Origin of the sequence: Halomonas meridiana (assembly GCF_009846525.1) — a bacterium.
Classification (GTDB): Bacteria; Pseudomonadota; Gammaproteobacteria; order Pseudomonadales; family Halomonadaceae; genus Vreelandella.
In genome coordinates, this window is the sequence record NZ_CP024621.1 from 3,675,845 (window position 1) to 3,701,064 (window position 25,220).

The window sequence follows — 25,220 nt, forward strand, 5'->3', positions numbered from 1 at the left end:
TGCTTACTGTTTATGTCTACCCCCAATGAGTCGATACAGCTTACGCTCAACGGCGAACCCTACGCCATGACCGCTGGCCTCACCGCTGCTGACTTGGTCGAGCAGCTTGGCCTGGGCGGGCGTCGTATCGCTGTCGAAATCAACGAACAGATTGTGCCCAAGAGCCAACTGGCCGCGACCCCGCTGGCCGCAGGCGACCAGATCGAAGTGGTCCACGCCATTGGCGGCGGCTAGCTGCCGGTGCTTTTTCAAGGAATCGCTATGACGCAACTGACTGATACACCGTTCACCATTGCCGGACGTGATTTTAGCTCCCGCCTGTTAGTGGGTACCGGCAAGTACAAAGACTTTACCGAAACCGGTGCTGCCATTGCCCAGAGCGGTGCCGAAATCGTCACCTTTGCCGTGCGCCGTACCAACCTTGGCCAAGATGCCGATGCGCCGAACCTGCTCGACGTTATCTCGCCCAAGCAGTACACCCTGCTACCCAATACCGCTGGCTGCTACAACGCCAAAGATGCCGTGCGCACCTGCCGCTTGGCCCGCGAGCTGCTGGATGGCCACAACCTCGTCAAGCTGGAAGTGCTCGGCGACGACCATACGCTCTACCCCAACGTGGTCGAGACGCTAAAAGCGGCCGAGACCCTGCTGGCCGACGGTTTCGACGTGATGGTGTACACCAGCGATGACCCGATTGTGGCACGCGAGCTGGAAGCCATGGGCTGCTGCGCCATCATGCCGCTGGGCTCATTGATTGGCTCGGGCCACGGCATTCAAAACCCGCATAACGTTCGCCTCATCGTAGAACAGAGCAGCGTGCCGGTTCTGGTGGATGCAGGCATTGGCACGGCCTCCGATGCCGCCATGGCCATGGAGCTTGGCTGCGACGGCGTGCTGCTCAACAGCGCCATTGCCCACGCCCGCGACCCGCTGCGCATGGCCAACGCCATGAAGCTCGCCGTCGAGGCTGGCCGCGATGCGTTCTTGGCAGGCCGCATGCCGCGCCGCCAAAGCGCCGACCCCTCTTCGCCTTTTGCAGGCCGAATCAACGGCTGATACAGAGACACCATGACCGATACGAACGACACCGCGCCCGAGAGCAACACCACTGGCCCCGAAAGTGCCGATGCGCCGCTGCACCGCCGCGGCATTAAAAGCTATGTGATTCGCGCCGGGCGCATGACCCAAGCCCAACAACGCGGCCTGGAAGACGTATGGCCGCGCCTGGGGCTGACCATTGCCGATGGTCGCCAGGATTTAGACGCCCTGTTTGGCCGCCAAGCCCCCCGCGTGGTGGAAATTGGCTTTGGTATGGGTAACTCGCTGATTGAGCAGGCTGAAACTCATCCCGATACCGATTTTATCGGTATTGAGGTGCACGCCCCCGGCGTTGGTAAACTGCTCGATGAAGTGGATAAACGCGGCCTGACCAACCTGCGTGTTTACCGTGAAGACGCCCTGGCGGTACTGGAGCAATGCCTGCCCGAAGGCTCGCTGACCACGCTGCAGCTATTCTTCCCCGACCCGTGGCCGAAGAAGAAGCACCACAAGCGGCGCATCGTCCAGCCTGCGTTCGTGGAGCTGATTCGCACACGCCTCAAGCCCGGCGGCACGTTCCACATGGCCACCGACTGGGAAGCCTACGCCGAGTGGATGGCGGAAGTGATGGAAGCCGCCCCCGGCTACGCCAACACCGCCACCGCCGAGACCGCGCCTTACGTGCCCCGCCCGGCCTTCCGCCCGCTCACCAAGTTTGAGGCCCGCGGCGAAAAGCTCGGCCACGGCGTCTGGGATCTGATTTACCGGCGGGAAGCGTAACGCTCACTCAAACGCCGTTAGCGCAAAGCTGTCGCACTCGGTCACCTTGGCAAACCACGCCTGCAGCCGTGGAAAGCGGTTCGGCCACTCAAAGGCCGGTAAGCGAAAGCTGAGGTAAGCCAGGGCGACAGCGAACACAATCGCCCCAAGCGTGCGCTGGGTATGACCGGCCAGCACGCTAGGGTGCGCTTCCAGCGTCACCAGCGTGCGCTCAATCGCTTTTAACCGCCGGCTTCCTAACAGCGTCTCATCCACGTCTGGCCCGCCATGCTTGCGGCCAATCACCACGTTGAACGCCGCCTCCATCAAGCCCTGCCCTAACCCCGCCAGCGCCAGGTTTTCCGCTAAACCATCCGTTGGTAGCAGCTTCGCGCCTTCGCCCACGGCATCCAGATAGTGGGCAATCAGCAGCGATTCGGTCAGCACCTCGCCGCCTTCCGTCACCAGCGTCGGAATACGACTCAGCGGGGTAATCTTTAAAAGCTCGCTATCCGCCGCCCAGGGGTCGCACCAGCAAAGCTCAGTGTGTGCCATCAGCCCTTTTTCATACAGGCAGATCCGTACCACACGAGCGTAGGGGGAAGAAGTATTGAGGTAGAGCTGCATGGTGGTCTCCCATCGAGGTCATGAATCCGTATCGTAAATCACGGGAAGACACTACAGGAGCCCCAAAAAAAGAAAGCCGCTCCATGGGGGAGCGGCAAAAGACCGTGACTAGCAATGAGAGGGAGAAACCATGACAGGAAACTGGCGGTTTCTGTCGTGGTTGCCAGCGTCTCATCAAACGCTGACCATCACAATATAATCATTCTCATTTACCCCGTCAACACAAATGCGAATACTTTTTATTTATTTTTTTAGATCAACTGATGAGCTGGAGCCACAACGGCAGCGTCAGCATGGCGAGCAGCGTTTGTCCGGTAATGATGGCTGCCATTAATTCCGCATCGCCTCCCAACTGACGGGCAAGAATGTAGGCCGAGGTCGCCGTGGGCAGCGCGGCAAACAGCAGCGCGACGTCTCGGCTCACGGGGTCGAGCCTCAGTAGCCACGCCAACAGCAGTACCAAGGCGGGCATCAGCAGCAGCTTGATCGCGTTCGTGGCGATCACGCCACGGTCAAGACGCAGCAGCGCCATGGGCCTGAGCGCCACGCCCACGGCCACTAGGCCCAGCGGCAGGGCTGCGCGCCCCAGCAGCGAGACGGTCGCCTCGCTCCATCCAGGCAGGCCAATACCGCTAAGATTCAGCCCAATACCGGCCAGACACGCCAAAATGAGCGGATTTTTCGCCAATGCCAACGCGCTCTTACCCAGACTTGCGCTACCCAACGTGCCCGCCGCCACGAAACTGGCCACGCACATGACGTTCACCACAGGCACCATGAGCGCCACGGCCACCGCTGCCGTGGTGACCCCCAACGAGCCATGCAGCGCCGCCGCCCCTGCCACGCCCACGTACGTGTTGAAACGCACGGCCCCTTGAAACACTGAGGTAAACGCCGGCGCGTCGAGTGCCAACCAGGCGCGAAAATGCCACAGCAGCAGGCCAAACAGCACCATCGCTCCCAGCAGCGCCAGCGCTAATCGACCGACGGGCACTTGGCTCACGTCGGCCGTTGCCAGCGTGCCGATCAGCATGGCCGGAAACAGCACGAAATAGATCAGCCGCTCCATCTGCGCCCAAAATTCGACGCTCGGCCAGCGGCCCGCTCCCAAGGCGGCGCCCAATAAAATCAATAAAAACAGCGGCCCTAACGCTCCGGTAATGCTCTCCATTGTTATTCCTTATCAAGTGCGACATCCCAGCACAGCGACATCTGCGGGATAGCTGTTACCATGAATTGCATACCATGAAACAAGTTTCCCGCCTTATGGCCTGCGTAGCGACTATTCTGCCATGAAGAATTTGCTTAAACCTGTCGAGGTGACGGGTTTTCCAGCGCTCAAAGTGCTTATCCTGGTGACTGGCCTCGCGCTGGCCGCATGCACGTGGTACGTCTTTGCTAACTGGCTGCGCGACGATAACGATATCGTGTGGTTCTCCCCCAGCGGTGAATGCAATTTGCATCAAACGCCCTGTTCGGTAACGCTGGGCGACAAAGGCCATCTCACGCTAGCCATCGATACCGACGGCCGCATCGAGGCACTGGAAGTGCTGCCGCTGGATGTCGAGGTAGAGGGCGTAGCCCCTAACCAAGTGACGGTCGATTTTGTGGGTCGCGGCATGGACATGGGGCTCAACCGCTTCGCGCTCACCGCCACGGCGCCGGGCCACTTTCACGGTCAGGGGCAAGTCGGCGTGTGTACGCAAGCCGTCATGCCTTGGCGGGCGCGGGTCATTCTGGAAACGCCGGACGGTAAGCTGGGTAGCTGGTTCGATTTCGACGTGACAAGGAGTTAAGCACATGGCAATACGCAAGCCACTGTGGCTAGGCATCGCCCTACTTGCCCTTCTACTGGTCGTGGCAAGCGTTGGCCTGTACCAACTCCGCGCAGGTGAGGATCCCGACGAACCGACAGGCGGCCCCATCGCCATGCCGTCGACACAAGGCGACTTCTCCCTGGCTCAGCTCGGCGACGACGAGATTGCCATCGTCTCCTTCGGTTACACCTACTGCCCTGATGTCTGCCCCATGAACCAGGCGGTCAAACGCCAGGCCCTGGCGCAATTGAGCGATACCCAGCGTGAACGGGTGGTGCCTGTCATGATTACGGTAGATCCAGAACGCGATACGCTCGACCGGATGAGCGAGTATATGCAGTTCTTCGGCGAAGAGTTCATTGGCTTGGTGGGTAGCCAAGCACAGCTGACCGATGTCGCCGAGCGCTACGGGGTGATTTGGCGGCGGGTCGACGCACCAGAGTCGGCCATGGCGTATACCATCGACCACAGTGCGTCGCTGTTTTTGGTCAACCGTGAAGGGAAAATATTGCAGCGGGTGCTCTACTCCCCAACGCCACACGGGTTAGTGTCGGCGCTGGAAAGCGAGCTTGGCAGCTAACGCCCACGTAACCACCCAGGTGCTAGCTGCTGCTATGTAGCTAATCGGCGGTAGCAGCCTCATTAGCTTGAGCTGATTGTAGCTGGTCCAACATCGCCATCAGCGCCTTTACCTGGGTGCCTTCGCGGGTATCGTGCAGCGGATTGATCTGCCACGTACTCTCCGCGAACCCCCACCAGTCCCAGCACGCTTGCGGATTGGCCATACTGCTCTCCGCCTGTGGATACAGCACCACCTGAGCATGTTCCGCCGCCCAGCGGTTCAAACCGCTGTAACGCACGAACGTATCCCCAATGGTCTCTGCGTTCATCTGGCAACCGTGTAGCGCCACGGTAACCGGGCAGCCGCCCGCTTCACACGCCTCGGGCACGAACAGATAGCCCGTATCGGCAAAGCCCTTCACTGCGAAGTCAGACTGGTCAAAGGCCAACAGCTCACCTTCGCTGGCGTTCGCCTCGCGCTCGGGATAAAGCCACGCCTGCATCTCCCCCGCCACGTCGTCGCCGCAGGCCAGCAGGTGGCTAGCGCCGCCGTTATGGCAGTCGCCCAGCGACTGCGGGTCGAGGGACGCGTCGTTGGGCATTGCCACTGGCCAGCCGTGTCCGGTGTTGTCCCGCTGAACGAAACGTAGCTGCTGCTCCGGGTCCGCTAGCCAGCGCTGCCACTGCTGTGCGAGCAGATCGCCCAGCGCAGGCGAGATCGTTTCGTCTGACGCGCCATGCCACACGAAGGCGCGAAGCTGGCGAAGCGCCTCTTGGCTGCCTACCTGCTCCATCTCTGCGTAGCGCTCGCGGCGCTGCGCCAGCTCGTCCAAAGACGGCAAGCCACGTCGGGTCATCATGCACTGATTGAGGGCCGTACTTAATGCCCCCTGCGCACAGCCCCACGGTCCAGCCGCCAGGACACCCAACCCGCTAAAACGCTCGGGCCACGCCACCGCGAGCTGAGTGGCCATGTAGCCCCCGGAGGAGACGCCCACCACGCTCGCCTGATCGCTCGCTGCCGCCAGCGCAGGTAAGCCAGGCGTCTCTTCCTGGGCATGGGCAGCGCTGCTACCCAAGACGATAAGCGCCGCCATCCAGCGGCGCTGACGAACGGCCATGCCCATGGCTTATTCGATGCCTAGTAGTTCGACGCGGAAGGTCAGCATTTCGTTCGGGCCGATCGGACCCTGACCGCGTTCGCCGTAGGCGAGATCCGCCGGAATGTAGAGCATCCAGCTATCACCCACGCTCATGAGCTGCAGCGCTTCTTGCCAGCCTTCGATCACCTGGTTGACCTGGAAGCTCACCGACTCGCCACGCTCGAAGGAGCTATCGAACACGGTGCCATCCAGCAGCATGCCTTCGTAGTTCACTTCGACGGTGTCTTCGGGCCCTGGTGTGGCGCCGTCACCGGATTCGATCACTTCGTACTGCAGGCCCGACTCGGTCACTTCGACCTCGTCACGCTCGGCATTGTCGGCCAGGAAGTCTTGTCCCTCTTCCAGGTTCGACTGGGCCAGCTCGGCGGCCTCCTGCTCGCGTGCTTCCATCGAACGCTCTTGGAAGGCCATCAGCGCTTCCATCATCTCTTCTTCGTTCATCGCTAGCTCGTTGCCATCAAAGACATCGCGCATACCATCGGTGAACGCATCCAGATCGAGATCGTCAATGTCTGCCTGCATGCTTTCGCCCAGGGTCACGCCCAGGCTATACGCCAAGCGCTGCTCGTCGGTTTCCGGAGCGGCGGCGGCAAACGGCGCCACCAGCAGCAGGCCAGTGAGCGCGGTAGAAGAGAGTAATGCTTTCATGGAAAAAACCTTATCCAGCGGCGCAGCGCGCCAAATGTTTTTGGGTGCCTCAAAGACTAACACCCGCCGCCTCAGGCTGCATTACCTGAAACGACGGGTGCTCTTCGGACCACGCGGTTGCGTAGAGGTTTAGCCCGGTGGCCTCACATTAGACCACTAACGTCGGGCAATGCGCGGCCCCGGCCACGCGTTGGGAAACACTGCCCAGCAGCAAATTCTTTTCCCCGTTGGTTCCCTGTGCGCCAATCACGATCAGATCGCACTCCCGCTTACGAGCAAAGCGCACGATGGTGCGGGAGGGACGTCCGCCTTTGACAAAAGCCCGCACGCGAACGCTGTCGGCGCCCAGCTCGATGGCATGGGACTTGGCGTGCACGGCAATCTCGGTGGCGTACTCTTTGAGCGCGTCATCAGGAATATCCAGACGGTTGGGACGCACCATGGAGAGCGACGCTTCCAACAGGCTATGGTGTTTGAACACGCACAGCAGATAGAGCTCGGCCCCGGTAAGCATGTGCAGCCCAACGGCTTTTTCGAGCGCTTTGATGGCCCCCTTGGAGCCATCGACGGGAATCAGAATGCGATTGAACATCCGCGTTCTCCTTGTGACTGCTTAACGGAAGGCAACATCACGCAGGAACAGCGCAATTTGCGGGAACATGATCAGCAGGGCCGCCGCCAGAATCAGCATAAAGATGAACGGTGGCGTCCCTTTGATCACCTCCCAGTAGGGGCGCTTGAAGATCGCAATGGCGGTAAAGATATCGCAGCCAAAGGGTGGCGTGGCCGAGCCTATCGCGACCTGCAGGGTAATCAGAATACCCACCAGGACCGGGTCGAGCCCGGTGGCTGCAATCGCCGGTGCAAAAATCGGCGTTAGCACCAGAATGACCACGATGGGGTCGACGAACATACACGCCACGAAGAACGAAATACAGATGGCGATCAGTACGCCCGTGGGCCCGGCCTCGTTGACCCCGACGGCCTCGAGAATCGCCTGAGGAATCTGCGCGAACGAGATGATCCACGAGAAGCCGTTGCCGACGGCCACCAGAATGAACACCACAGCGGTAATCAGGCCGGTGGATTTAGCAATGGCGTAGATGTCGCGCATTTTCAGCGAGCGGAAAACGACGAACTCCAACAGCACGGCATACAGCACGCAGGCGGCCGCCGCTTCGGTGGGGCTGAAGATACCGCCATAGATCCCACCGACGATGATCACCGGAAAGCCCAGCGGCCAGAGCGCTTTTTGCACGGCCGTAGCACGCTCTTTCCAGCTCGCGCGCTCTTCGGTGGGCACGTCCTTCACGATGGCGTAAATGATGCAGTAAGTGGAGAACATGAACAAAATCAGAAGCCCCGGCCCGATACCGGCGATGAACAGCTCGCCGATCGACGTACCGGAAATGACCCCATAAATAATCATGCCGATGCTGGGCGGGATCAAAAAGGCAATGTCGCTGGCATTGATAATCAGCGCCAGCGTAAAGGGGTCAGAGTAGCCCGCTTTGAGCATCTTCGGGCGCAGCGGTGAGCCCACCGCGACCACAGTGGCCTGGGTCGACCCCGACACGGCACCAAACAGCGTACAGGAGGCCGCGGTGCTGACCGCCAAGCCGCCTTTAATATGGCCAATGAAGGACATCACCATATCGATGAGGCGGTTAGCCGACTGCCCTCGGGTCATGATGTCGGCAGCGAGAATGAACATCGGCACGGCAATCAGCGACGCCGGACGTATGCCCGCCATCATCTGCTGAATCAGCGTATCCATCTGGCCAAAGCCGTTGAACATCATATAGAAGCCGATCACCGCAGCGGTGATCAGCGGGATCATCATTGGAAAGCCCAGCAGCAGCAGGGCAATCATGGTGACTACCATTATCGTCGTCATAGCGTTCCCCTAGGGTGCAATCCCTGCGTTACACTTCTGTTTCGGTATCTTTGTAGCCGTCCACGACCCCGGTGGAGAGGTAAACGTCCCGAGTGGAAAGGTTTTTAATGGCGGTCAGCAGGTATTGAATCCCGGTAATCAAAAAGCCCATGGGTACCCAGACGTAAATGATCCACACCGGCAAGCCCAGAGACGGCAGTACGCGCCCTTTGCTATACAAGTCGAGGATGTACACCACGGAGTAATAAAGCAGGAAGAACATCACCAGCGAGGTAAAGAACGCAATGCCGATCATCAACACTTTGCGGCCACCCACCGGCAGCGCGTCGTAAATCGCCGACATGCGAATATGGCGACCGTGACGGGCGGCATAACCAATACCCGCAAAGGTGATCATGATGATCAGGATGCGGTTTAGCTCACCTGAAAACATGATGCTATTGCCGAATACGAAGCGGGCAATGACGTTGGTGACCGTGTTCAGCGCCATTAGCAAAACCCCCATCGCCAGTATGACTGACTCGATTTTGCTAATTGCAGTGTCGATCACTCCCAATACACCGGGCAAACCCGACCGGTAATTCTTTTCGGACTCTTCTTCGGACATGGCCGTTCTCCTTTAAACGCAGCGTGGTCGCTTGCTCGATCCGCGACGCGACATTCCCATCACTGACACCGAACGGAGTAGGTTCGGCCTTGCTCATTTTGTAGCGTAACGGGTAATGACTCTTTTCGCTTCAACGCTGGATGGACGTAGATTTTTCTGTGTTCCAACGCGAAAGCACGTGTTTTTTCGCTGCCTGGGCGAACAATAAAAAAGGGGCAGCGCTGGCTGCCCCTTCGTGATGTCACCTGATCAACGCGAACGCGCTAACCCATTAGGACTCACTGTTGACGGCTTCGAGATCGGCCTTGAACTGCTCCAGCAGTTCAGCGCCACGCTCACCCGTCATTTCGAGGAAGGCATCTTCGACCTGCGGCGCGCGCTCACGGAACGCTTGAATCTGCTCTTCGTTCAAGCGCGTGACGGTCACTTCGTCGGACGCTTCCTGAATCTTGGCGAGTGCTTCGTCAGCCAGACCCTTGATGTGCTCGATCGTGTGGTCATAGGCCGCGTCAGAGGCTTCCTGCACCAGCTCTTTGTCCTCATCGGACAGGCCTTCGTAGAAGTCTTGGTTCGCCATCATGGCGGTGGTGAACCAGCCGTGACCGGTGAAGGTCAGGTGCGGCGACACTTCATACAGGCCGCCAGACTCGATCCAAAAGATCGGGTTTTCCTGGCCATCGATGATGCCGGTCTGCAGGCCGCCGTATACTTCGCCCCAGGGCAGCGGTGTCGGCGTCGCGCCAAAGGCGTCGTAGGTTTCCGACAGCAGCGGGTTGGTCATGGTGCGGATTTTCTTGTTATCCATGTCTTCCGGCGAGCTGATCGGCTCGTCGGTGGTGACCACCATTTCACCCTCTGGGTACATCTTCAGAAGTTCGAGACCCTGCTCCGCGTAGAGCTCCGGGAACATTTCGTTGATCGCTTTACTCTCGTCGAAGAACGTCAGTACGGTCTCTTCGTCGGTTGGCAGCAGATACGGAATAAAGAAGATTTGCGCTTCCGGAATCAGTGCGCCGGTGAAGCCAGGCGACTGGTTCACGAACTGGAGAATGCCGTTTTGGGTTTGCTCCATGATGTCATCGGACTCACCCAGCTCGCCAAAACGGTACACTTGTACGGAGTGGTCAGAGTTCTCTTCGATGTACTCTTTGAACGCGTAAGCGAATACATCCTGCACGTCGCCTTCGTACTCTTCGTGAGCGTAACGCCAGTTATCCGCCTGGGCTGTCGCGCTCAGGCCCAGCAGCAGAGCCCCTACGCTCGCCGTGGTGAGTAACTTGGTGGAAACGGAACGAGTCGAAACTAATTTGCTTGCCTTCATGCAGAGTTCCCCTAGCAGTGGTAAGCGCGCCGTACGAGAGCGCTAGAATCTAATTTTTGTCTATCCCATGCCGCTGCACGTTTTCTCAGCCGCTAACACGCAGTAACGTCGTTCATTGCTGTGGGTTAGCGGGCGATATCAGCGCGGCCAGCGCGGGTTATTCAAAAACAGCTTAATTTCAGGCTAGCGTGGTGGCTCACAGCGGTCAAGCTGGCTTGCCAGGGTGAAAAGTGCCGTTGTCGTGCTTTCGCGCACGCGTTGCGCTTGTGGAAAATGTTTGTCAAGCGGTGCCGAAAACAGCGTATCTTGCAGCCACTGTGCAACATTGTGCTGGCTTATGTCGCTTTTTGTTAAACGAACGTCATTTGTCGACGATACGAGCGCCCACTGCTGCCAACGTTGAAGGTTTTCACGCTCAGCCTGCAGCTCGGCACGCTGTAAGGTCGCACGCAGCGCTTCAATGGCCTCGTTCTGGGCGGCCTCGGGCTTCAATCGACGGCGCAGTGCCCGCAGCGGGGCCGTCACCTGCTGCTGCCAAGCCAAACGCTCAGCGCGTATCGCGTCGAGCGGCGCCGGTTTGGCCGCCAGGCCATGCTGGTAGAGCCAACAGTGAAAGAGCAGTTCACACACATCCACGCCCGCCTCGTCTTGTAAGGTGAGACAGGCCTGCTCGACGCCGGGCTTGGCATACAACGCCAAGGCAAAATCCCATAGCGGCCTCTGCTGCAAGCCCTGCAATCGGTTAGAATCGCGCATTGGTTTACCCACTTTTTTCGGGAGAAAACATGATCGCACTGCGCCAAGTCGCCCTGCAACGGGGCACGCAAACGCTCCTAGAAAACGCCGACCTTACGCTTCACAACGGCGTGAAGGCCGGCATCATTGGGGCCAACGGTGCCGGTAAGTCGAGCCTGTTCAAACTCCTGCTGGGCGAGCTGGGCCCTGATCAAGGCGATGTCGAGATGAGCGGCGGTCAGCGAATTGCCCACATGGCTCAGGAGGTGGAGGCCCTGGATCGCCCCATCGTCGAGTACGTGTTGGATGGCGACCATGCGCTACGGAAGGCGCAAGCCGACCTGCTTGCCGCCCGAGAGGCGGGCGATGCGCACCGCGAAGCAGAACTACACGGGCTAATAGAGACACTGGATGGCTACACCGCCGAATCCCGTGCTGCCCAGCTTCTGGTGGGGTTGGGTTTTGTACAAGCAGACATGACCCGCCCCCTGTCCGACTTTTCCGGCGGCTGGCGGATGCGCGTCAACCTCGCCCGCACGCTGTTCATGCCGTCCGACTTACTGCTGCTCGATGAGCCGACCAACCACCTGGACCTGGATGCGCTACTGTGGCTGGAGCAGTGGCTCACCCGCTACCCTGGCACGCTGCTACTGATCTCCCACGACCGGGACTTTCTCGATGCCGTCTGCGATCACATCGTGCACATGCATCACCAAACGCTGGAGCTTTATCGGGGCAACTACTCTCGCTTCGAGCGCACGCGGGCGGAGAAACTCGCGCTGCAGCAGGCGGAAGCGGCCAAACAGCAGGCGCGCCGCGAAGAGATCGAGCGCTTTATCGCTCGCTTCAAGGCCAAAGCCACCAAAGCGCGCCAAGCGCAGAGCCGCGTCAAGATGTTGGAGCGCATGGAAGATATTGCCATGGCCCACGTGGATTCACCGTTCCACTTCACCCTGCCGGCCGCCGATAAAACCTCCCATCCGCTGCTGGTGCTGGACCAGGCCACGTTAGGCTACCGCAGCCAGGCGGGCGATGTCGCTCAGCTCGATAAGGTGAACATTACGCTGCTCCCCGGTAGCCGCATTGGCCTGCTGGGCCCCAATGGGGCGGGTAAATCCACGCTCATCAAGTCGCTCACCGGCGAGCTAGCGCTATTGAACGGCAAACGTGTGCCCGGCGAGCACTTGGCGATTGGCTACTTTGCCCAGCACCAGTTGGAAGGGCTAGACGTGACCACGACGCCGTTCGTCCACGTGCAGCGGCTCTCTCCCACTGCCAGCGATCAAGAGATTCGCAACTTTCTTGGCGGCTTCGGTTTCAAGGGCGACGATGCCTTCGGGGAGGTCGCCACCTTCTCAGGCGGTGAGAAAGCGCGGCTGGCCCTGGCGCTGGTCGCTTGGCAAAAGCCCAACCTGCTGCTGCTGGACGAGCCGACCAACCACCTGGATCTGGAGATGCGCGAGGCGCTCACCGAAGCGCTGGCAGGCTTCGAGGGCACGGTCATCCTGGTCTCCCACGACCGTCACCTGCTGCGTGCCACGGTGGATGAGTTTTGGCGAGTCGCCGACCACCGGGTCGAACCCTTCGACGGCGACTTGGAGGATTACCGGGCCTGGCTCAAAGCGCGTCTGGAAGAGAACCGCCGCGACGCGCGGAGCGAAAAGAACGAACGCCAGAGCCAACAGCCCAGCAGCGACCGTAAAGCCGCCCGCAAAGCGGCGGCCGAGCTGCGCGAAAAGCTGCGCCCATTGAAAAAAGAGCGCGACAAGGCAGAAAAGGCCATGGAAGCAGCGCAGCACTCCTTGGAAGCGGTCGAAGCCATACTCGCCGATCCTGAGCTCTACACCGACAGCGCCCGCAAAGTAGAGCTGACCGATGCGCTGGCCAAGCAGGCAACGATCAAAACGCAGCTAGACGACGCCGAGCAGACGTGGCTGGCCGCCGAAGAGGCGCTGGAAGCCATGGAGGCCGAACTGCTCGCCAGCGAAAGTGACTGAGGAACGCTAGCTTTCCAGCAGGAACGTGACCGGACCATCGTTCGTGAGCGTCACCTGCATGTCCGCGCCAAACTGGCCGGTGGCTACCTGGGGCCACGCAGCGCGCGCTTGATCGACGAGGTAATGGAACAGACGTTGCCCCTCCTCAGGCGGCGCAGCGCTGGAAAAGCTGGGGCGCAGCCCCTTGCGCGTATCGGCCGCGAGCGTGAATTGCGACACCAGCAGCAGTCCTCCCCCGGCCTGCTGCAGGTTGTGGTTCATCTTGCCCGCGTCATCGCTGAACACGCGATAGTGCAGTAGCTTGTGCAGCAGTTTATCGGCATCCGCTTCACGATCGCCTTTCTCGACGCCCACCAGCGCCAGCAGCCCGTGGTCGATCGCACCGATGGTGCTGCCCTCCACCGTGACGCTGGCGTGCTTAACCCGCTGAATCAGTGCTTTCACGCTGCCCCCTTCGTCCCTTCACTTGGCCTATCGAAGGGGGCGAGTGTAAACCGAGGCGAGGGCTGGCCCAAGCGTGATGGCGCGAGGTCTGCGTCTATCCGTTCACGCCCAGTAGCGCATCGCGAAACTCGTCACCTAGCGGGCGCTCGCCCAGCCAAATGCCGAACATCGCGCTGGCAAACTCGGCGCTGCTGTCCTCGTAGAGCGTCTCACCGTTGAGAGCGAGGCGTAACTGCTCGCCATCCCAGCTCAACAGATAGCGGTCGCCGGGTGCCACGTCGCGATACTGCTGCTTTAACTGCTCCAGATTCTCTTTCACCTGATTGAATTCGTAGAGCGTGAGCGAGTCGCTGAGGGTCTTTTCGGTCGCGTCTGCGAAATCCTCGGCGGCGATGTCATGGAAATAGGCGAGCTCTAGCCGCCGGGGCACGTCGCTGAGCGGTTGAGGGTCGCGTTCGCCCTCCAACTGATAGTAAGCGCCTGCATAAGCGGTCCAGATCATGTAACGGAATACGCCGCTCCCCAGCAGGGTATAGCGCTGGCCATTCTCTTCGACCACGCGCTCAAAGCGCTCCCCCCGCTCGGTCACGCTCTCGGCGGCGGCACTGCTGGATAATAGCGCCGCACCCATCCATAGCGCGGCCGATAGCAGCGCTGGCATATGACGTCGTTGCACGGTGTCGTCCTCCCTTATTGGCTTGGCTGGCATAACGCACAGCTATACATACACACCTTACCCATAAAGGTTCCGTACAACCAACCGTACGACGAGTTTTTCAGTTACCACGGTCGACACACCATGACGTCACAATGGGGTTCGCTCAGCAGCATGTCGGTGAGTGAGTTGGGATGATGCGGTCGGCTGCGGCTACCCAACATGACCAGCTCTGGCGAGTGCCGTTTGATGTAGTCGTGGAGCACGTCGCAGGGCTGGCCCGGCTCCAGCACCAGCTCGATGTCGGGGACACCGTCCAGATCGCGCATGAGGCTTTCGACCTCGTTGTCCAACGCCTCCCGTAGGCGAGCGACCTCATGATCGCGCCACTGTGCATAAAACGCTTGGTTACCCAATTCCCGTTCACCCGGCAGGTTCCACGCATGTAGTAGGGTCAGCTTGGCTTCAGGAAAGCGGATCAGCGCCTCTTTTAGGGTTTGTCGTGCGGTAAGCGAGAAGTCGATGGGCACCACGATATGCTGCCACGGCTGCGTCGGTAGATAGGACGCCACCACCACGGGGCAAGGGGCGCTGCGCAGAATGCGCATCAAGGTCGTGCCATAGAGCAGATCTTTCTGACCGCGCTTGCGGTGCATGCCCAGAACGATCAACGAAGCGTGACGCTCATGGGCCTCCCGAACGATCTCCACGTGTGCGTCGCCCACCACCGTTTGGATCATTAGCGCAGGAAGTTCGAGCGCGTAATCCTCCCGAAGATCGGTGAGCGTGGCGCTGATGTCATCGCTCACTGCTCGCTCAAGGTCATGCAGCATTCGGTGAGGAAGGTAGGGGTCGAGCACGTGGAGCACATCCAGCTGCGCTCCCTGTTGATGGGCGAGGCGCAATGCACGGGCAAAGGCCGCGCGATTTTCCTGGGAGAGGTCGGTGGCAAATAGCAGCGTGCGGGACATGAGCAGCTCCTTGGCCGAATGGCTCAGCCTCATAGGCAAACAAACGGGCACCCTTCAGCATGGTGCCCGTTGCCCTATCCCGCAAGGAGACTCTGCCCCGGCGGCTTACCACCACGCATGGAAGTGGTGTACCGGACCGCGCCCTTTGCCGACCGCCAAGCGGTGGCTGGCCGCCAGTGCGCTATGCAGCCACTGCTTCGCGTCGGTAATGGCCTGCTCTGGCGCGTCTGCCTCAGCCGCTTCCGGCAGCTTTGCCAGACAGGCGGCAATCGCAGACGATAGCGCGCAGCCGGTGCCATGCAGGTTCTCGGTGGCAATGCGGGAAGCCGGTAACCACTGGTGACCGTTGGGGGTGGCCAACAGATCCGGGCAAGTATCACCGCGTAAATGGCCGCCTTTCAGCACCACAAAGGGGGCGCCCAACGCCACCAGCTTGGGCAGCAGCGCTTCCATCTCATCCAAACTCGCAGGGGCGGGAGCATCCAGCAGCACGGCCGCTTCCGGCAGGTTGGGGGTAATCACGTCGGCCAGCGGTACCAGCACCTCCCGCACGGCACGAATGCCCGCGTTATCGACCAGGATATCGCCGCTCTTCGCCACCATCACCGGATCGAGTACGATCCAGCGGGGGCGCTGCTGGCGCAACACGTCGGCGATCACTTCGGCCACGTCGCGGCTGGCCACCATGCCGATTTTCACCGCATCAATAGTGACATCGCTTAACAGGTGTTCAAGCTGCTGGCGAATCGCCTGGGGTGAAACAGGGTACACGGCCGCCACACCGCAGGTGTTCTGCACGGTTAACGCGGTAATTACGCTGGTGCCATAGGTACCGAGCGCAGAAAACGTTTTGAGATCGGCTTGAATGCCTGCGCCACCGGAGGGGTCAGAGCCTGCAATGGTCAGCACATTACGCAGGCGGGGCTCGGTCGGCATCGAGTTAGCGGGGGTAGACATAGAGCTCCTTACACGGCAGAACAGTATCAGCCATAGGATACCCAAGCCGCGCCACTTACGCTGCTTTAATCGACGGTTACGAAAAGGCCGCCCGAAGGCGGCCTGGAAAGAGCTGACGTTACTGAGTGGTATCGCCTTCCGGGTTGCGGGCGTTGTAGTACGCCTGCTCGGAAATCGCGTGGTAATCCTCGACTTTATCCTGGAACTCCCGATAGGAGTCGTAGATACGGGTCGCCAGCTCGCTGGACGCAGCCAGCTCACCCACGACGTCGGCCGAATGTTCGCGGGCTTGGGCCAGTACATCGTCAGGAATGCGGCGCAGTTCCACCTCGTGCTCGTTGACTAGGGTTTCCAGCGCATCGTTGTTACGAGCGGTGTACTCATCTAAAACGCTTTGGTTGATGTCGCTGATGGCCGTGCGCAGAATCGCTTGAAGATCAGCGGGCAGTTCGGCCCACGCCTCTTCGTTCACGATGGCTTCGAACATCACCGTCGGCTCGTGCCAGCCGGGGTAGTAGTAGTAATCGGCCGCTTGGTGCAGGCCGAAGGCGAGATCGTTGTAAGGGCCGATCCATTCGGTGGCGTCGATGGCACCGGACTGCAGCGACGTGAAGATTTCACCGCCGGGCATGTTGACGATCGCCACGCCCATGCGACTCATCACCTCGCCCCCCAGACCCGGCATGCGCATTTTCAAGCCTTCCAGGTCGTCCACCGAGTTGATCTCTTTGTTGTACCAGCCACCCATCTGGACACCGGAGGCACCGGCAACCAATACGTCGACACCGAACTCATCGTAAAGCTCGTTCCACAGCTCCATGCCACCGCCGTAGCTGAGCCAGGCGTTCATTTCCTGAGCGTTCATGCCAAACGGTACGGCGGCGAAAAACTGTGCCGCTGGCGCTTTGCCTTTCCAGTAGTAGGAGGCGGAGTGGCCCAACTCGGCGGTGCCATCCGACACGGCGTCGAACACTTCGAACCCTGGTACGAGCTGCCCCGCTCCGAAGACTTCGATGGTCAAGCGGCCATCGGACATCTCCTCGACGAGTTGGGAGAGCCGCTCAGGGCCTTGGCCTACACCGGGGAAGTTTTTCGGCCAGGACGTGACCATTTTCCAGCGGAAGGTCTCTTCTTGTGCCTGGGCCTGGTTATCGAAGCTGGAAACGACCAGCAGGCTGGCAGAAAGAGCGGTCGTCATGGCAATGGCGACAGGCAGTGCTTTGGCTTTCATGCGTTAACCCTCTTGCTTATTTTATTGCTGTTATGGGTAGGGAATACCCCGCCTGACGTTTGCCGCCAGGCGGGTTGTTACAAGCCATTGTGTGTCTGCAGCTTGGCTGCTTTTGATTAAGGTTGCCACGCCCTTGCGTTGATAGCAGGGTTATTTTTCAACTGAGCTCCTCTTAGAACTGCGTCGGTAGCCAGGTCGCCAATTGCGGGAAGAAGGTCAGCAACAGCAGCATGCCCAACTGCATCAAGATAAACGGCACCACGCCACGATAAATGGCCGATGTAGGCACCGAAGGCGGCGCCACGCCGCGCAGATAAAACAGCGCGAAACCGAACGGCGGCGTCAGGAACGAGGTCTGCAGGTTGATGGCGATCATGATCCCTAGCCAGATCGGGTCTAGCCCCATGGCCAGCAGAATCGGCCCGACGATCGGCACCACCACGAAAGTGATTTCGATGAAGTCGAGAATGAAGCCGAGGAGGAAGATCACCAGCATGACGATGATCGTCGCGCCAATCACGCCGCCCGGCATACCCTCGAACAGCTCGGTGACCATATGCTCACCGCCGTAAGCACGGAAGACCAGCGAGAACAGCGCCGCGCCGATCAAGATCAGAAACACCATGGTGGTGACGTGGGTCGTCGAGCGCAGCACCTCTTTCAGGGTGGCCCAGTCCAACTGGCGATAGGCTAATGCCAGCACCAGCGCGCCAAAAGCCCCCACGGCCGAGGCTTCGGTGGGTGTGGCAAAGCCGCTCAGAATCGAGCCCAACACCGCTACGATCAGCACCACCGGGGGCACCAAGCCTTTGAGCAGCAAAATCCCCAGGCCCGAGGTGTGGCCAAGCTCGGCCATCAGCTCTTCGCGGTCGGCCGCGGGCGCCATACTGGGCCGGAAGAACGCCACCAAGCCCACGTAGATCATGTACATGACGACGAGGATCAACCCCGGCACCAGGGCGCCCATGAAAAGATCGCCCACAGAGACCGTTTTCGGGCTGAAGATGCCCATATCGAGCTGCGCCTGCTGGTAGGCCGACGAAAGAACGTCGCCCAGCAGCACCAGGGCGATGGAGGGGGAATAATCTGTCCCAGCGTGCCGGTGGCACAGATGGTACCGGTGGCCAGCGACGTGCTGTAGCCCCGCTTGAGCATGGCGGGCAGTGACATCAGTCCCATGGTGACCACGGTTGCCCCGACGATGCCCGTGGACGCGGCCATCAGCATGCCCACCAGCGTGACCGAAATCCCCAAGCCACCGCGCATGGAGCCAAACAGCAGCGCCATGGCATCCAGCAGCGTTTCAGCGACTTTGGATTTCTCCAGCAGCACGCCCATCAAGACGAACAGGGGTACCGCCAAGAGCGTCTGGTTGGTCATGATGCCGTACAGGCGATTGGGCAGCGCGGCTAGATAGCCACTGTCGAAGTTGGCATCGATGCCCACGGCTTCCAGGCCCAAGCCCATGCCGGCAAACAGCAGCGCGGTGCCCGCTAGCGATAGCGCCACGGGAAAGCCGAACATCAGCACGATACAGATGGCGGCAAACAGAATAAGCGGCATAAATTCGAGCATCAAACGCGCTCCTCAAGGTGATGGTCATCGGCGGCTGGCGGCGTGATCCGCCCGGTGAAGACATAGCCATTGCGCACGACTTCGATCAGCCCCTGAAGGATCATCAGGACTGCAAACACCGGAATCAGCGTTTTCAGTGCGAAAACAGCCGGTATGCCACCGTAATCCGAGGAGGTTTCCAAAATGCGCCAGGAGTTCGCCACATAGCCATAGCTGGATGCGATGATGAACAGCATCACCGGAATCAGCAGCAGCAAAATGCCGAGAATGTTCACCAACGCTTGACGACGAGGCGTCATACCGCGGTAAAAAATATCGACGCGGACATGGCCATCGTGGCGAAAGGTGTAGGCAGCCGCGAGCATGAAGACGCTGGCGTGCATGTACATCACCAGCTCTTGCATGAAGATGCTGTTGATACTGAACATATAGCGAAGCAGTACAATCGCGAACTGAATCAACATCATGATGATGATCAGCCACGCAAGGGTACGCCCGAACCACTCCGAAGCGCGGTCCAGCGCACCGATAAACGCAGGTAGTTGTGTTGTGTCCGACATGGAAGTGTCTCGCGTAAAACGGCTAAGGGGAGTCAGCGCCCCAGACAATAGCGCATATACGCGGACAATGCAGCGCCCGACAGCCGCTCGTGCGGCTTATTGTTTAACGCTTGCGCGAATTGCCGCTAGACACGGCGCTGGCAGCGGTAAATCCACCGCGATCGGCAGATGATCGGAGAAGAGATGATCCAGCACGCGCACCTCTGCGGCCTCCAGGGTTTGCGAGAGCAGAATATGGTCCAACGCGCGGCGCGGCTGCCAAGAGGGGTAGCTCAGCAGCGGCTTCACGGGGTGCAGCGGCAGCGACGTGCTAAACCGCTCGTGGGCGTGAAGCTGCTCAGGCGTGCAGTTCAAGTCGCCCATCACCACCACGTGCCGCAGCGGCTCGATGATGTCGCTCAGGTAGTCGAGCTGGCGCACGCGACCACGGTGGCTGAGCGCCAAATGCGCCACGAAGATATGCAGCGCGTCGGGACCGTCACCGTAGCGAACGTGAATCGCACCGCGGCCAGGCAGCATGCCCGGTAACCGATGCTCTTCGATATGGCTAGGCGTCAAGCGGGAGAGCAGGCCGTTGCTGTGCTGGGCGAATTGGCCTAGGTTGCGGTTGAGCTGCTGGAAATAATGAGGAAATTTGGCTTGTGCCGCCAAATACTCCACTTGGTTGACCCGGCTGGAGCGAAAGCTGCCGCCATCGACCTCTTGCAACCCCACTACGTCGAACTGCTCTAACACGCTACCCACCAGCGCTAATCGCTTGAGGCGCTGCGGGTTGGGCAACACGTGCTGCCAGCTCCGCGTGAGGTAGTGGTGATAGGCAGACGTTTGAATGCCCACCTGCAGGTTGAAGGTCAGCAGCCGAAGTTGGCCGCGCTCCAGCAACGCAGAGGTGGGCAGCGCCCCGGGCGAGCGGGTTGGCCCGCCCGTGTGGCCGTGCTCAAGCACCGTTATTGCGCACGCTCGCTGCGAACTTTCTCGATCAGCGCATCGGCGATTTGCGGCATGTTTTCCAGGCTGCCGGCCGACTGAGGCGATACCACGTAACGGCCATCCACGATCAGCGCGGGCACACCCATCAGGCGCATGTCACGCATACGGCTGTTAGCCTTGTTGACCTCGCTGCGCACGCTGAACGCCGTCAGCGCTTTTTCGGCCTCTTCTTCGCTCACGCCATAATCAGAGAAGAACTCGGCGATGTCGTCTGCCTCGGTCAGCGAGCGGCCATCCTGGTGAATGGCGTCGAAGAAGTCCTGATGCAGCTCTTCTTCGATACCCAGCGACTGAGCGGCATAGAAGGCCGTCGCATGGGTATTCCAGTCGCCGCCCATGGTGGCCGGCATTTTCACGATGCTCACGTCATCGTCCAGCGTCTCGTACCACTCGTTCACGGACGTTTGCAGCCGGTAGCAGTGCGGGCAGCCAAACCAGAACGCTTCGGTCACTTCGATCTGGTCATCGTCTACCTGGGTCGCCACCGGCGACTCCAGCAGCGTGTAGTGCTGGCCTTCGACCAGCTCCTGAGCGCTTACCGCTGCAGACAGGCCAAGACCGGCCAGTGCGACCATCAACGTTTTCAACATAGCGAGAACTCTCCAAAAAAGCGGGCCAACAAAAGTGAGGCTATGACCCCTAGCAGGGCAGGCAGGTTCCCCATCCTGCGGATAATGCACAAAACGGGGAGGCCTGCGGCAGGGAAATTAGTTCAAGCCCAGCACGTAGTTGGCGACGGCTTCCATATCTTGGTCGCTCATTTTGGACGCGATATCGCCCATCACGTTGTTCGGGCTGTTGGCGCGCTCACCGGACGCAAAGGCTTGCAGCGTAGAGACGGTGTACTCCGCATGCTGACCCGACAGCGCCGGATACACCGCGCTGCCGATGCCTACGCCCGTGGGCGAGTGGCAAGCGCTACAAGCGGGAATGCCTTTGGACATATCACCCGCACGGTACAGCTCTTCACCGCGAGCGAGCAGCTCAGCGTCTTCATCGCTGGTTTGGCCAAGGTTCGCGTCTTGGCCTGCAAAGTGCGCCGCCACGTCCCAGGCGTCTTGGTCAGAGAAGTTATCGACCAAACCGGCCATCTGGGCAACGACGCGGTTGCCGTCACGGATATCCATGATCTGCTTGGCGAGGTAGGACATCTGCTGCCCTGCCAGGTTAGGGAAAGTGCCCACTGCGCTGATCCCCTGCTGGCCATGACAGGCGGCACAAGTTTGCGCGAGTTCACGACCTGCCGCTGCGTCAGCGTCGGCTTGAAGGTCCGCTTGGGCGTGGACGGTGCCAACGGCACCCATGGTAATTGCCAGGCTTGCCAGTAACTTTCTCATTGCTTTTCCACTATGCCGTTTGATTATTGACTGGTACGCACCCTGGGCGCTGCCCAGGTTCAGCACATTACCAGGGTCAGCTCCGCCAAAACGAACAACGTGTCGTGTTGGTCGCTGCTGGCTAGAGCGCGATGGTACACTAGCGCCCCAGGTCGCAGTTATAAGACGCTTGCATTATAACGAATCACCCTAGCGGCGGGAATGCAAGTCCAGATCTGCTTTTGGGGTAATTCGTCGCGGCACCGCACGCTTCCACGTCACAGGACGCTTGCAGGCCGTGTTATACGTTTGTTTTTCAGGATGAACTCCATGTCTACCCCTCATGATAGCCCAGTCCCTCGGCTGAACTACCCCACCGCGCGTTTTATGATCAGCGCGCCGACGCTGGCCCTGTGCCCGGACGACACGGGCGCAGAAGTGGCCTTTGCCGGACGCTCCAATGCCGGTAAATCCAGCGCCATCAACGCCCTGACCCAGCAAAACGCCCTGGCGCGCACCTCGCGTACGCCGGGCCGCACCCAGCTCATCAACTTCTTCACCGTGATGAACGATGAGTCGCGCCGCCTGGTGGACCTACCCGGCTATGGCTACGCCAAGGTGCCGGAAGCGGTCAAGATCGAGTGGCAAAAGCACCTGTCGGACTACCTGCGCGGCCGTTTCAGCCTGCGGGGTCTGGTGCTACTCATGGACGTGCGCCACCCACTGACCGAGTTCGACCAAATGATGCTCGATTATGCCGACCAGCGCGGCATGCCGGTGCATATCCTGCTGACCAAGGCCGACAAACTGAAGCGCGGCCCGGCCAGCGCCGCCCTCCAGAAAGTGCGCTCTCGCCTGCGGGAGTGGGAAGATCTGGTATCGGTTCAGCTCTTCTCGTCGCTCAAGCGCGACGGCGTCGACACTCTCTCCCAAAAGCTCGACCAGTGGCTCTACACCCCTGAAGACACCCACGATTAAGCGGGGCTAAGCCCGCCGTTCCAGCCACGCAATCAGCTCGGGTAGCTCTTTGACGTGGGCAATGCGATGAACGCGCTCGGGCAGTGCGTGATCGCCGCGCTCGGCCACCCAGGCGGCGTGCATACCGAGCTGCTGGGCGGGAAGCACGTCTTCTGCCCAGGAGTCGCCCACGTGCATGGCGCGCTGCGGTACGGTCTTAAGCCGCTCCAACGCGGTGAGAAAAGGCTTGGGGTCAGGTTTGGGAGCCAGCAGCTCTCCGGCGGCAATCGCCACCGGAAAGTGGGCCGCCAATGGCTGACGCTTGAGATGAATGTTGCCGTTGGTGATCGCCGCGAGCCGATAGCGCTCGGCCAGCGCCGACAGCAGCCCGGCCGCCTCCGGGTGCGGAGTGACCTGCACGCGCAGGCGGTGGAACTCGTTCATGGCGGCGGCAGCCCATAAAAGCGCGGCGCTGCGCGGCAGGCCGCTCGCTTCGAGCTGGTCCTCCAGCGCCCGCAGCCGAAGCCAGGTAAAGTCGCCACGCCGCTCCGGTACTTGGCTGGCCCACTGTTGGCGACGCTGCAAGTAGTCCGCCACCCCCGCCTCGTAGGTAAGCGGCAACGGTGCCTCCTGACGCGCCGACCGCCATGCCGTGAGCGCGTCCAGCAACCAGCGGTAGTGCCCCTCTTCGGTTTTCAGCATCACCCCCTGGTTGTCCCACAGGGTGTCGTCCAGATCAAAGGTGATGGCGTCTAACGTGATCATGATTCGCTCTCACTCGGGCGGCGCTTGGCGCGCGGGTGGGCGGCATCGTAGCTTTCGGCGAGATGCTGCCAGTCCAGGCGCGTGTACACCTGGGTCGTGGATAAATTGGCGTGGCCCAGCAGCTCCTGCACGGCGCGCAGATCCTGACTGGATTCCAGCAAATGGCTGGCGAAGGAGTGGCGCAGGCGGTGGGGATGAAGGTGCTCCGGTAGGCCGCGCACCACCGAGAGCTGCGCTAGGCGCTTCTGGATTGCTCGATGCCCCAACCGCTGCCCCCGTTGACCGACGAAGAGCGCCGTTTCAGCGCTGGCCGCCAAACTGGCCCGGCAGGTGAGCCACGCGGTGAGTGCCTGCTGGGCGCGTCGCCCTACGGGCACCTGGCGAGGTTTGCTGCCTTTCCCCATCACCCGCACATGGTTGGCCGCCAACTGGCTCACGTCCAACGCCGCCAGCTCGGCCAAACGCAGACCGCTGGAGTAGAACAGCTCCAGCATGGCCTGGTCACGAAGCGAGAGCGGCGAGCCGTCGTGGGGCGTATCGAGAAAGCGTGCCAGCGCATCCACATCCAACGGTTTTGGCAGATGGCTGGGCTGTTTGGGGGTGCGCAGCAAACGGATCGGGTTATCCATCAACACCTGATCCCGTACCAGCGCGTCGGCAAAGCGCGATAGCGCTGCGCGACGGCGGGCCAAGCTGCGCGGCGACAGCCCCCGGCTACGCTCGGCACCAAGGAAAGCCCTTGCCAGCGCCGTGTCCAGCGCGCTGGCCTGGGTCACACCTCGCTGTTCGGCAAACTGACAGAACGCGGATAAATCCTGACGATAGGCCGCGACCGTCGCGAGGCTCGCGTGGCTGGCCAGTGTCGCCAAATAGCCCGCCACGGCGTCTACCAGGGTCTCTGGGCTACCCATGGTGCTCCGCACCATGCGGCCCTAAACGCAGCAGCAGTCGGGCGACGATATCGCCCAGGTACTCGGTAAACAGCGTGTCCATGCTGGCGCGATAGCACTCGGGGTCGGGGCTGGCGAGCAGTAAATAGCCCAGTTGCTCGCCAGCCGAGAGCCGTGTGATCGCACAGGAGCCTGCCTTGCGGGGCGCCTTGGTGTGGGGCAGCAGGCACTTCCAGTCGCTGACGCTCAGCTTGGCGCAGCGGCTGGTACGGCCATCCAGCAGCGCCGCTAGGCGAGCGCTGGCGTGCTGATCGAGAATATGGCGCGGCGGCTGAGGCGGCGTCGGCTCGGCATCGCTCAACGCAGCGGGGCACCATAAGGCCATTGCCGGGGTTTGGAAACGCTCGCTCAACTGCGTCGCCAGCGCCTGGGCCAGCGCATCGCGATCTTCCGCTTCGACCAGGCTGAGCAGCGTTTCCCGCAGGCGACGGTACTGAGCTTCGTTATGGCGTGCGGTTTCCAACAGATGCTCAAGCCGCCCTTCTGCCGTTTCGGCTCGCTGACGCAGGTCGATCACCAGCCGCTCCAGCAGCGATACCGCGCCATCGATATGGGGATGCGGGACTTTGAGCTGCTGCAGCAGCCCTTCACGGCCAATAAAAAAGTCGGGGTGACGGGCCAGCCAAAACGCCACTTGATCCGGATCGAGCGTTTTGCGCGGCTCAGGAGCTTGAGACAT

At 60.6% G+C, this 25,220-nt stretch carries 28 protein-coding genes and 1 pseudogene; 7 read left to right on the forward strand and 22 right to left on the reverse strand.

What is annotated here, in order from left to right:
• Positions 1-12 precede the first annotated feature (12 nt).
• The 3 genes from thiS to trmB are packed head-to-tail and all read left to right on the forward strand — an operon-like array spanning position 13 to position 1,818.
• A complete protein-coding gene (thiS, locus tag CTT34_RS17325) occupies positions 13-234 on the forward strand; it encodes a sulfur carrier protein ThiS (RefSeq protein ID WP_153843523.1) in 222 nt (73 codons plus the stop codon).
• Positions 235-261: 27 nt separating this feature from the next.
• The gene (locus tag CTT34_RS17330) at positions 262-1,056 is read left to right on the forward strand and encodes a thiazole synthase (protein WP_044629869.1); all 795 of its coding nucleotides are present in this window, start codon (positions 262-264) and stop codon (positions 1,054-1,056) included.
• 12 nt (positions 1,057-1,068) lie between these two features.
• Positions 1,069-1,818 carry a tRNA (guanosine(46)-N7)-methyltransferase TrmB gene (trmB, locus tag CTT34_RS17335; protein WP_062359229.1) on the forward strand — a complete coding sequence of 250 codons (750 nt, stop codon included), beginning with the start codon at positions 1,069-1,071 and terminating at the stop codon, positions 1,816-1,818.
• A 3-nt stretch (positions 1,819-1,821) separates the two neighbouring features.
• On the opposite strand, the gene CTT34_RS17340 is transcribed toward trmB, so the two are convergent.
• Positions 1,822-2,424: a glutathione S-transferase family protein gene (locus CTT34_RS17340; RefSeq protein WP_159343523.1), complete on the reverse strand. Its 603-nt coding sequence runs from the start codon at positions 2,422-2,424 to the stop codon at positions 1,822-1,824.
• 256 nt (positions 2,425-2,680) lie between these two features.
• Positions 2,681-3,595 (reverse strand): AEC family transporter, encoded by a 915-nt coding sequence (locus CTT34_RS17345; RefSeq protein ID WP_159343524.1) that lies wholly within the window; start codon positions 3,593-3,595, stop codon positions 2,681-2,683.
• Positions 3,596-3,716: 121 nt separating this feature from the next.
• Here CTT34_RS17345 and CTT34_RS17350 point away from each other — a divergent pair, with 121 nt between their 5' ends.
• The gene (locus CTT34_RS17350) at positions 3,717-4,220 is read left to right on the forward strand and encodes a hypothetical protein (RefSeq protein WP_159343525.1); all 504 of its coding nucleotides are present in this window, start codon (positions 3,717-3,719) and stop codon (positions 4,218-4,220) included.
• A 4-nt stretch (positions 4,221-4,224) separates the two neighbouring features.
• On the forward strand, positions 4,225-4,821 hold the full coding sequence (locus CTT34_RS17355) for an SCO family protein (RefSeq protein ID WP_159343526.1): 597 nt from the start codon (positions 4,225-4,227) through the stop codon (positions 4,819-4,821).
• A gap of 40 nt (positions 4,822-4,861) precedes the next feature.
• Here CTT34_RS17355 and CTT34_RS17360 read toward each other — a convergent pair whose 3' ends face one another.
• From CTT34_RS17360 to CTT34_RS17390, 7 genes are all read right to left on the reverse strand, one after another.
• Positions 4,862-5,929, reverse strand: a complete 1,068-nt coding sequence (locus tag CTT34_RS17360) for an alpha/beta hydrolase family protein (protein ID WP_159343527.1) — start codon at positions 5,927-5,929, stop codon at positions 4,862-4,864.
• A gap of 3 nt (positions 5,930-5,932) precedes the next feature.
• Positions 5,933-6,613 carry a BamJ family beta-barrel-assembly machinery protein gene (locus tag CTT34_RS17365; protein ID WP_159343528.1) on the reverse strand — a complete coding sequence of 227 codons (681 nt, stop codon included), beginning with the start codon at positions 6,611-6,613 and terminating at the stop codon, positions 5,933-5,935.
• A 148-nt stretch (positions 6,614-6,761) separates the two neighbouring features.
• Positions 6,762-7,205, reverse strand: a complete 444-nt coding sequence (locus tag CTT34_RS17370; protein ID WP_159343529.1) for a universal stress protein — start codon at positions 7,203-7,205, stop codon at positions 6,762-6,764.
• A 21-nt stretch (positions 7,206-7,226) separates the two neighbouring features.
• On the reverse strand, positions 7,227-8,510 hold the full coding sequence (locus CTT34_RS17375) for a TRAP transporter large permease (protein ID WP_159343530.1): 1,284 nt from the start codon (positions 8,508-8,510) through the stop codon (positions 7,227-7,229).
• 28 nt (positions 8,511-8,538) lie between these two features.
• Positions 8,539-9,117, reverse strand: coding sequence for a TRAP transporter small permease (locus CTT34_RS17380; protein WP_159343531.1), 579 nt, complete (start codon positions 9,115-9,117; stop codon positions 8,539-8,541).
• A gap of 271 nt (positions 9,118-9,388) precedes the next feature.
• Positions 9,389-10,438 (reverse strand): TRAP transporter substrate-binding protein, encoded by a 1,050-nt coding sequence (locus tag CTT34_RS17385; protein WP_159343532.1) that lies wholly within the window; start codon positions 10,436-10,438, stop codon positions 9,389-9,391.
• Positions 10,439-10,621: 183 nt separating this feature from the next.
• Positions 10,622-11,194 (reverse strand): TIGR02444 family protein, encoded by a 573-nt coding sequence (locus CTT34_RS17390; RefSeq protein ID WP_159343533.1) that lies wholly within the window; start codon positions 11,192-11,194, stop codon positions 10,622-10,624.
• A 29-nt stretch (positions 11,195-11,223) separates the two neighbouring features.
• On the opposite strand from CTT34_RS17390, the gene CTT34_RS17395 reads away from it, so the two are divergent.
• Complete coding sequence (locus tag CTT34_RS17395; RefSeq protein ID WP_159343534.1) at positions 11,224-13,170, forward strand: ABC-F family ATP-binding cassette domain-containing protein; 1,947 nt, start codon at positions 11,224-11,226, stop codon at positions 13,168-13,170.
• Positions 13,171-13,176: 6 nt separating this feature from the next.
• On the opposite strand, the gene dtd is transcribed toward CTT34_RS17395, so the two are convergent.
• The 10 genes and pseudogenes from dtd to CTT34_RS17445 all read right to left on the reverse strand — a co-directional run bounded on the left by dtd (position 13,177) and on the right by CTT34_RS17445 (position 21,890).
• Positions 13,177-13,614, reverse strand: a complete 438-nt coding sequence (dtd, locus tag CTT34_RS17400) for a D-aminoacyl-tRNA deacylase (protein ID WP_159343535.1) — start codon at positions 13,612-13,614, stop codon at positions 13,177-13,179.
• Positions 13,615-13,708: 94 nt separating this feature from the next.
• On the reverse strand, positions 13,709-14,290 hold the full coding sequence (locus CTT34_RS17405) for a chalcone isomerase family protein (protein ID WP_254436421.1): 582 nt from the start codon (positions 14,288-14,290) through the stop codon (positions 13,709-13,711).
• Positions 14,291-14,394: 104 nt separating this feature from the next.
• Positions 14,395-15,240, reverse strand: a complete 846-nt coding sequence (locus CTT34_RS17410; RefSeq protein ID WP_159343536.1) for a universal stress protein — start codon at positions 15,238-15,240, stop codon at positions 14,395-14,397.
• Positions 15,241-15,345: 105 nt separating this feature from the next.
• The gene (thiD, locus tag CTT34_RS17415; RefSeq protein WP_159343858.1) at positions 15,346-16,176 is read right to left on the reverse strand and encodes a bifunctional hydroxymethylpyrimidine kinase/phosphomethylpyrimidine kinase; all 831 of its coding nucleotides are present in this window, start codon (positions 16,174-16,176) and stop codon (positions 15,346-15,348) included.
• A gap of 139 nt (positions 16,177-16,315) precedes the next feature.
• Complete coding sequence (locus tag CTT34_RS17420) at positions 16,316-17,428, reverse strand: TRAP transporter substrate-binding protein (protein WP_159343537.1); 1,113 nt, start codon at positions 17,426-17,428, stop codon at positions 16,316-16,318.
• A gap of 172 nt (positions 17,429-17,600) precedes the next feature.
• A pseudogene (locus CTT34_RS17425) lies at positions 17,601-19,003 on the reverse strand (TRAP transporter large permease).
• Positions 19,003-19,563 (reverse strand): TRAP transporter small permease subunit, encoded by a 561-nt coding sequence (locus CTT34_RS17430; protein WP_159343538.1) that lies wholly within the window; start codon positions 19,561-19,563, stop codon positions 19,003-19,005. The pseudogene CTT34_RS17425 and the gene CTT34_RS17430 overlap by 1 nt, the downstream one beginning before the upstream one ends.
• Before the next feature lie 96 nt (positions 19,564-19,659).
• Positions 19,660-20,508 (reverse strand): endonuclease/exonuclease/phosphatase family protein, encoded by an 849-nt coding sequence (locus tag CTT34_RS17435; RefSeq protein WP_159343539.1) that lies wholly within the window; start codon positions 20,506-20,508, stop codon positions 19,660-19,662.
• Positions 20,509-20,510: 2 nt separating this feature from the next.
• Positions 20,511-21,143 carry a thiol:disulfide interchange protein DsbA/DsbL gene (locus tag CTT34_RS17440; protein ID WP_159343540.1) on the reverse strand — a complete coding sequence of 211 codons (633 nt, stop codon included), beginning with the start codon at positions 21,141-21,143 and terminating at the stop codon, positions 20,511-20,513.
• A 117-nt stretch (positions 21,144-21,260) separates the two neighbouring features.
• On the reverse strand, positions 21,261-21,890 hold the full coding sequence (locus CTT34_RS17445; RefSeq protein WP_159343541.1) for a c-type cytochrome: 630 nt from the start codon (positions 21,888-21,890) through the stop codon (positions 21,261-21,263).
• Positions 21,891-22,199: 309 nt separating this feature from the next.
• Here CTT34_RS17445 and yihA point away from each other — a divergent pair, with 309 nt between their 5' ends.
• Positions 22,200-22,847, forward strand: coding sequence for a ribosome biogenesis GTP-binding protein YihA/YsxC (gene yihA, locus CTT34_RS17450; RefSeq protein WP_159343542.1), 648 nt, complete (start codon positions 22,200-22,202; stop codon positions 22,845-22,847).
• A 6-nt stretch (positions 22,848-22,853) separates the two neighbouring features.
• On the opposite strand, the gene CTT34_RS17455 is transcribed toward yihA, so the two are convergent.
• The 3 genes from CTT34_RS17455 to CTT34_RS17465 are packed head-to-tail and all read right to left on the reverse strand — an operon-like array spanning position 22,854 to position 25,220.
• A complete protein-coding gene (locus tag CTT34_RS17455; RefSeq protein ID WP_159343543.1) occupies positions 22,854-23,591 on the reverse strand; it encodes an HAD family hydrolase in 738 nt (245 codons plus the stop codon).
• Complete coding sequence (locus CTT34_RS17460; protein ID WP_159343544.1) at positions 23,588-24,502, reverse strand: tyrosine recombinase XerC; 915 nt, start codon at positions 24,500-24,502, stop codon at positions 23,588-23,590. Before CTT34_RS17460 ends, CTT34_RS17455 begins: the two co-directional genes overlap by 4 nt.
• Positions 24,495-25,220 (reverse strand): DUF484 family protein, encoded by a 726-nt coding sequence (locus CTT34_RS17465; RefSeq protein ID WP_159343545.1) that lies wholly within the window; start codon positions 25,218-25,220, stop codon positions 24,495-24,497. The genes CTT34_RS17460 and CTT34_RS17465 overlap by 8 nt, the downstream gene beginning before the upstream one ends.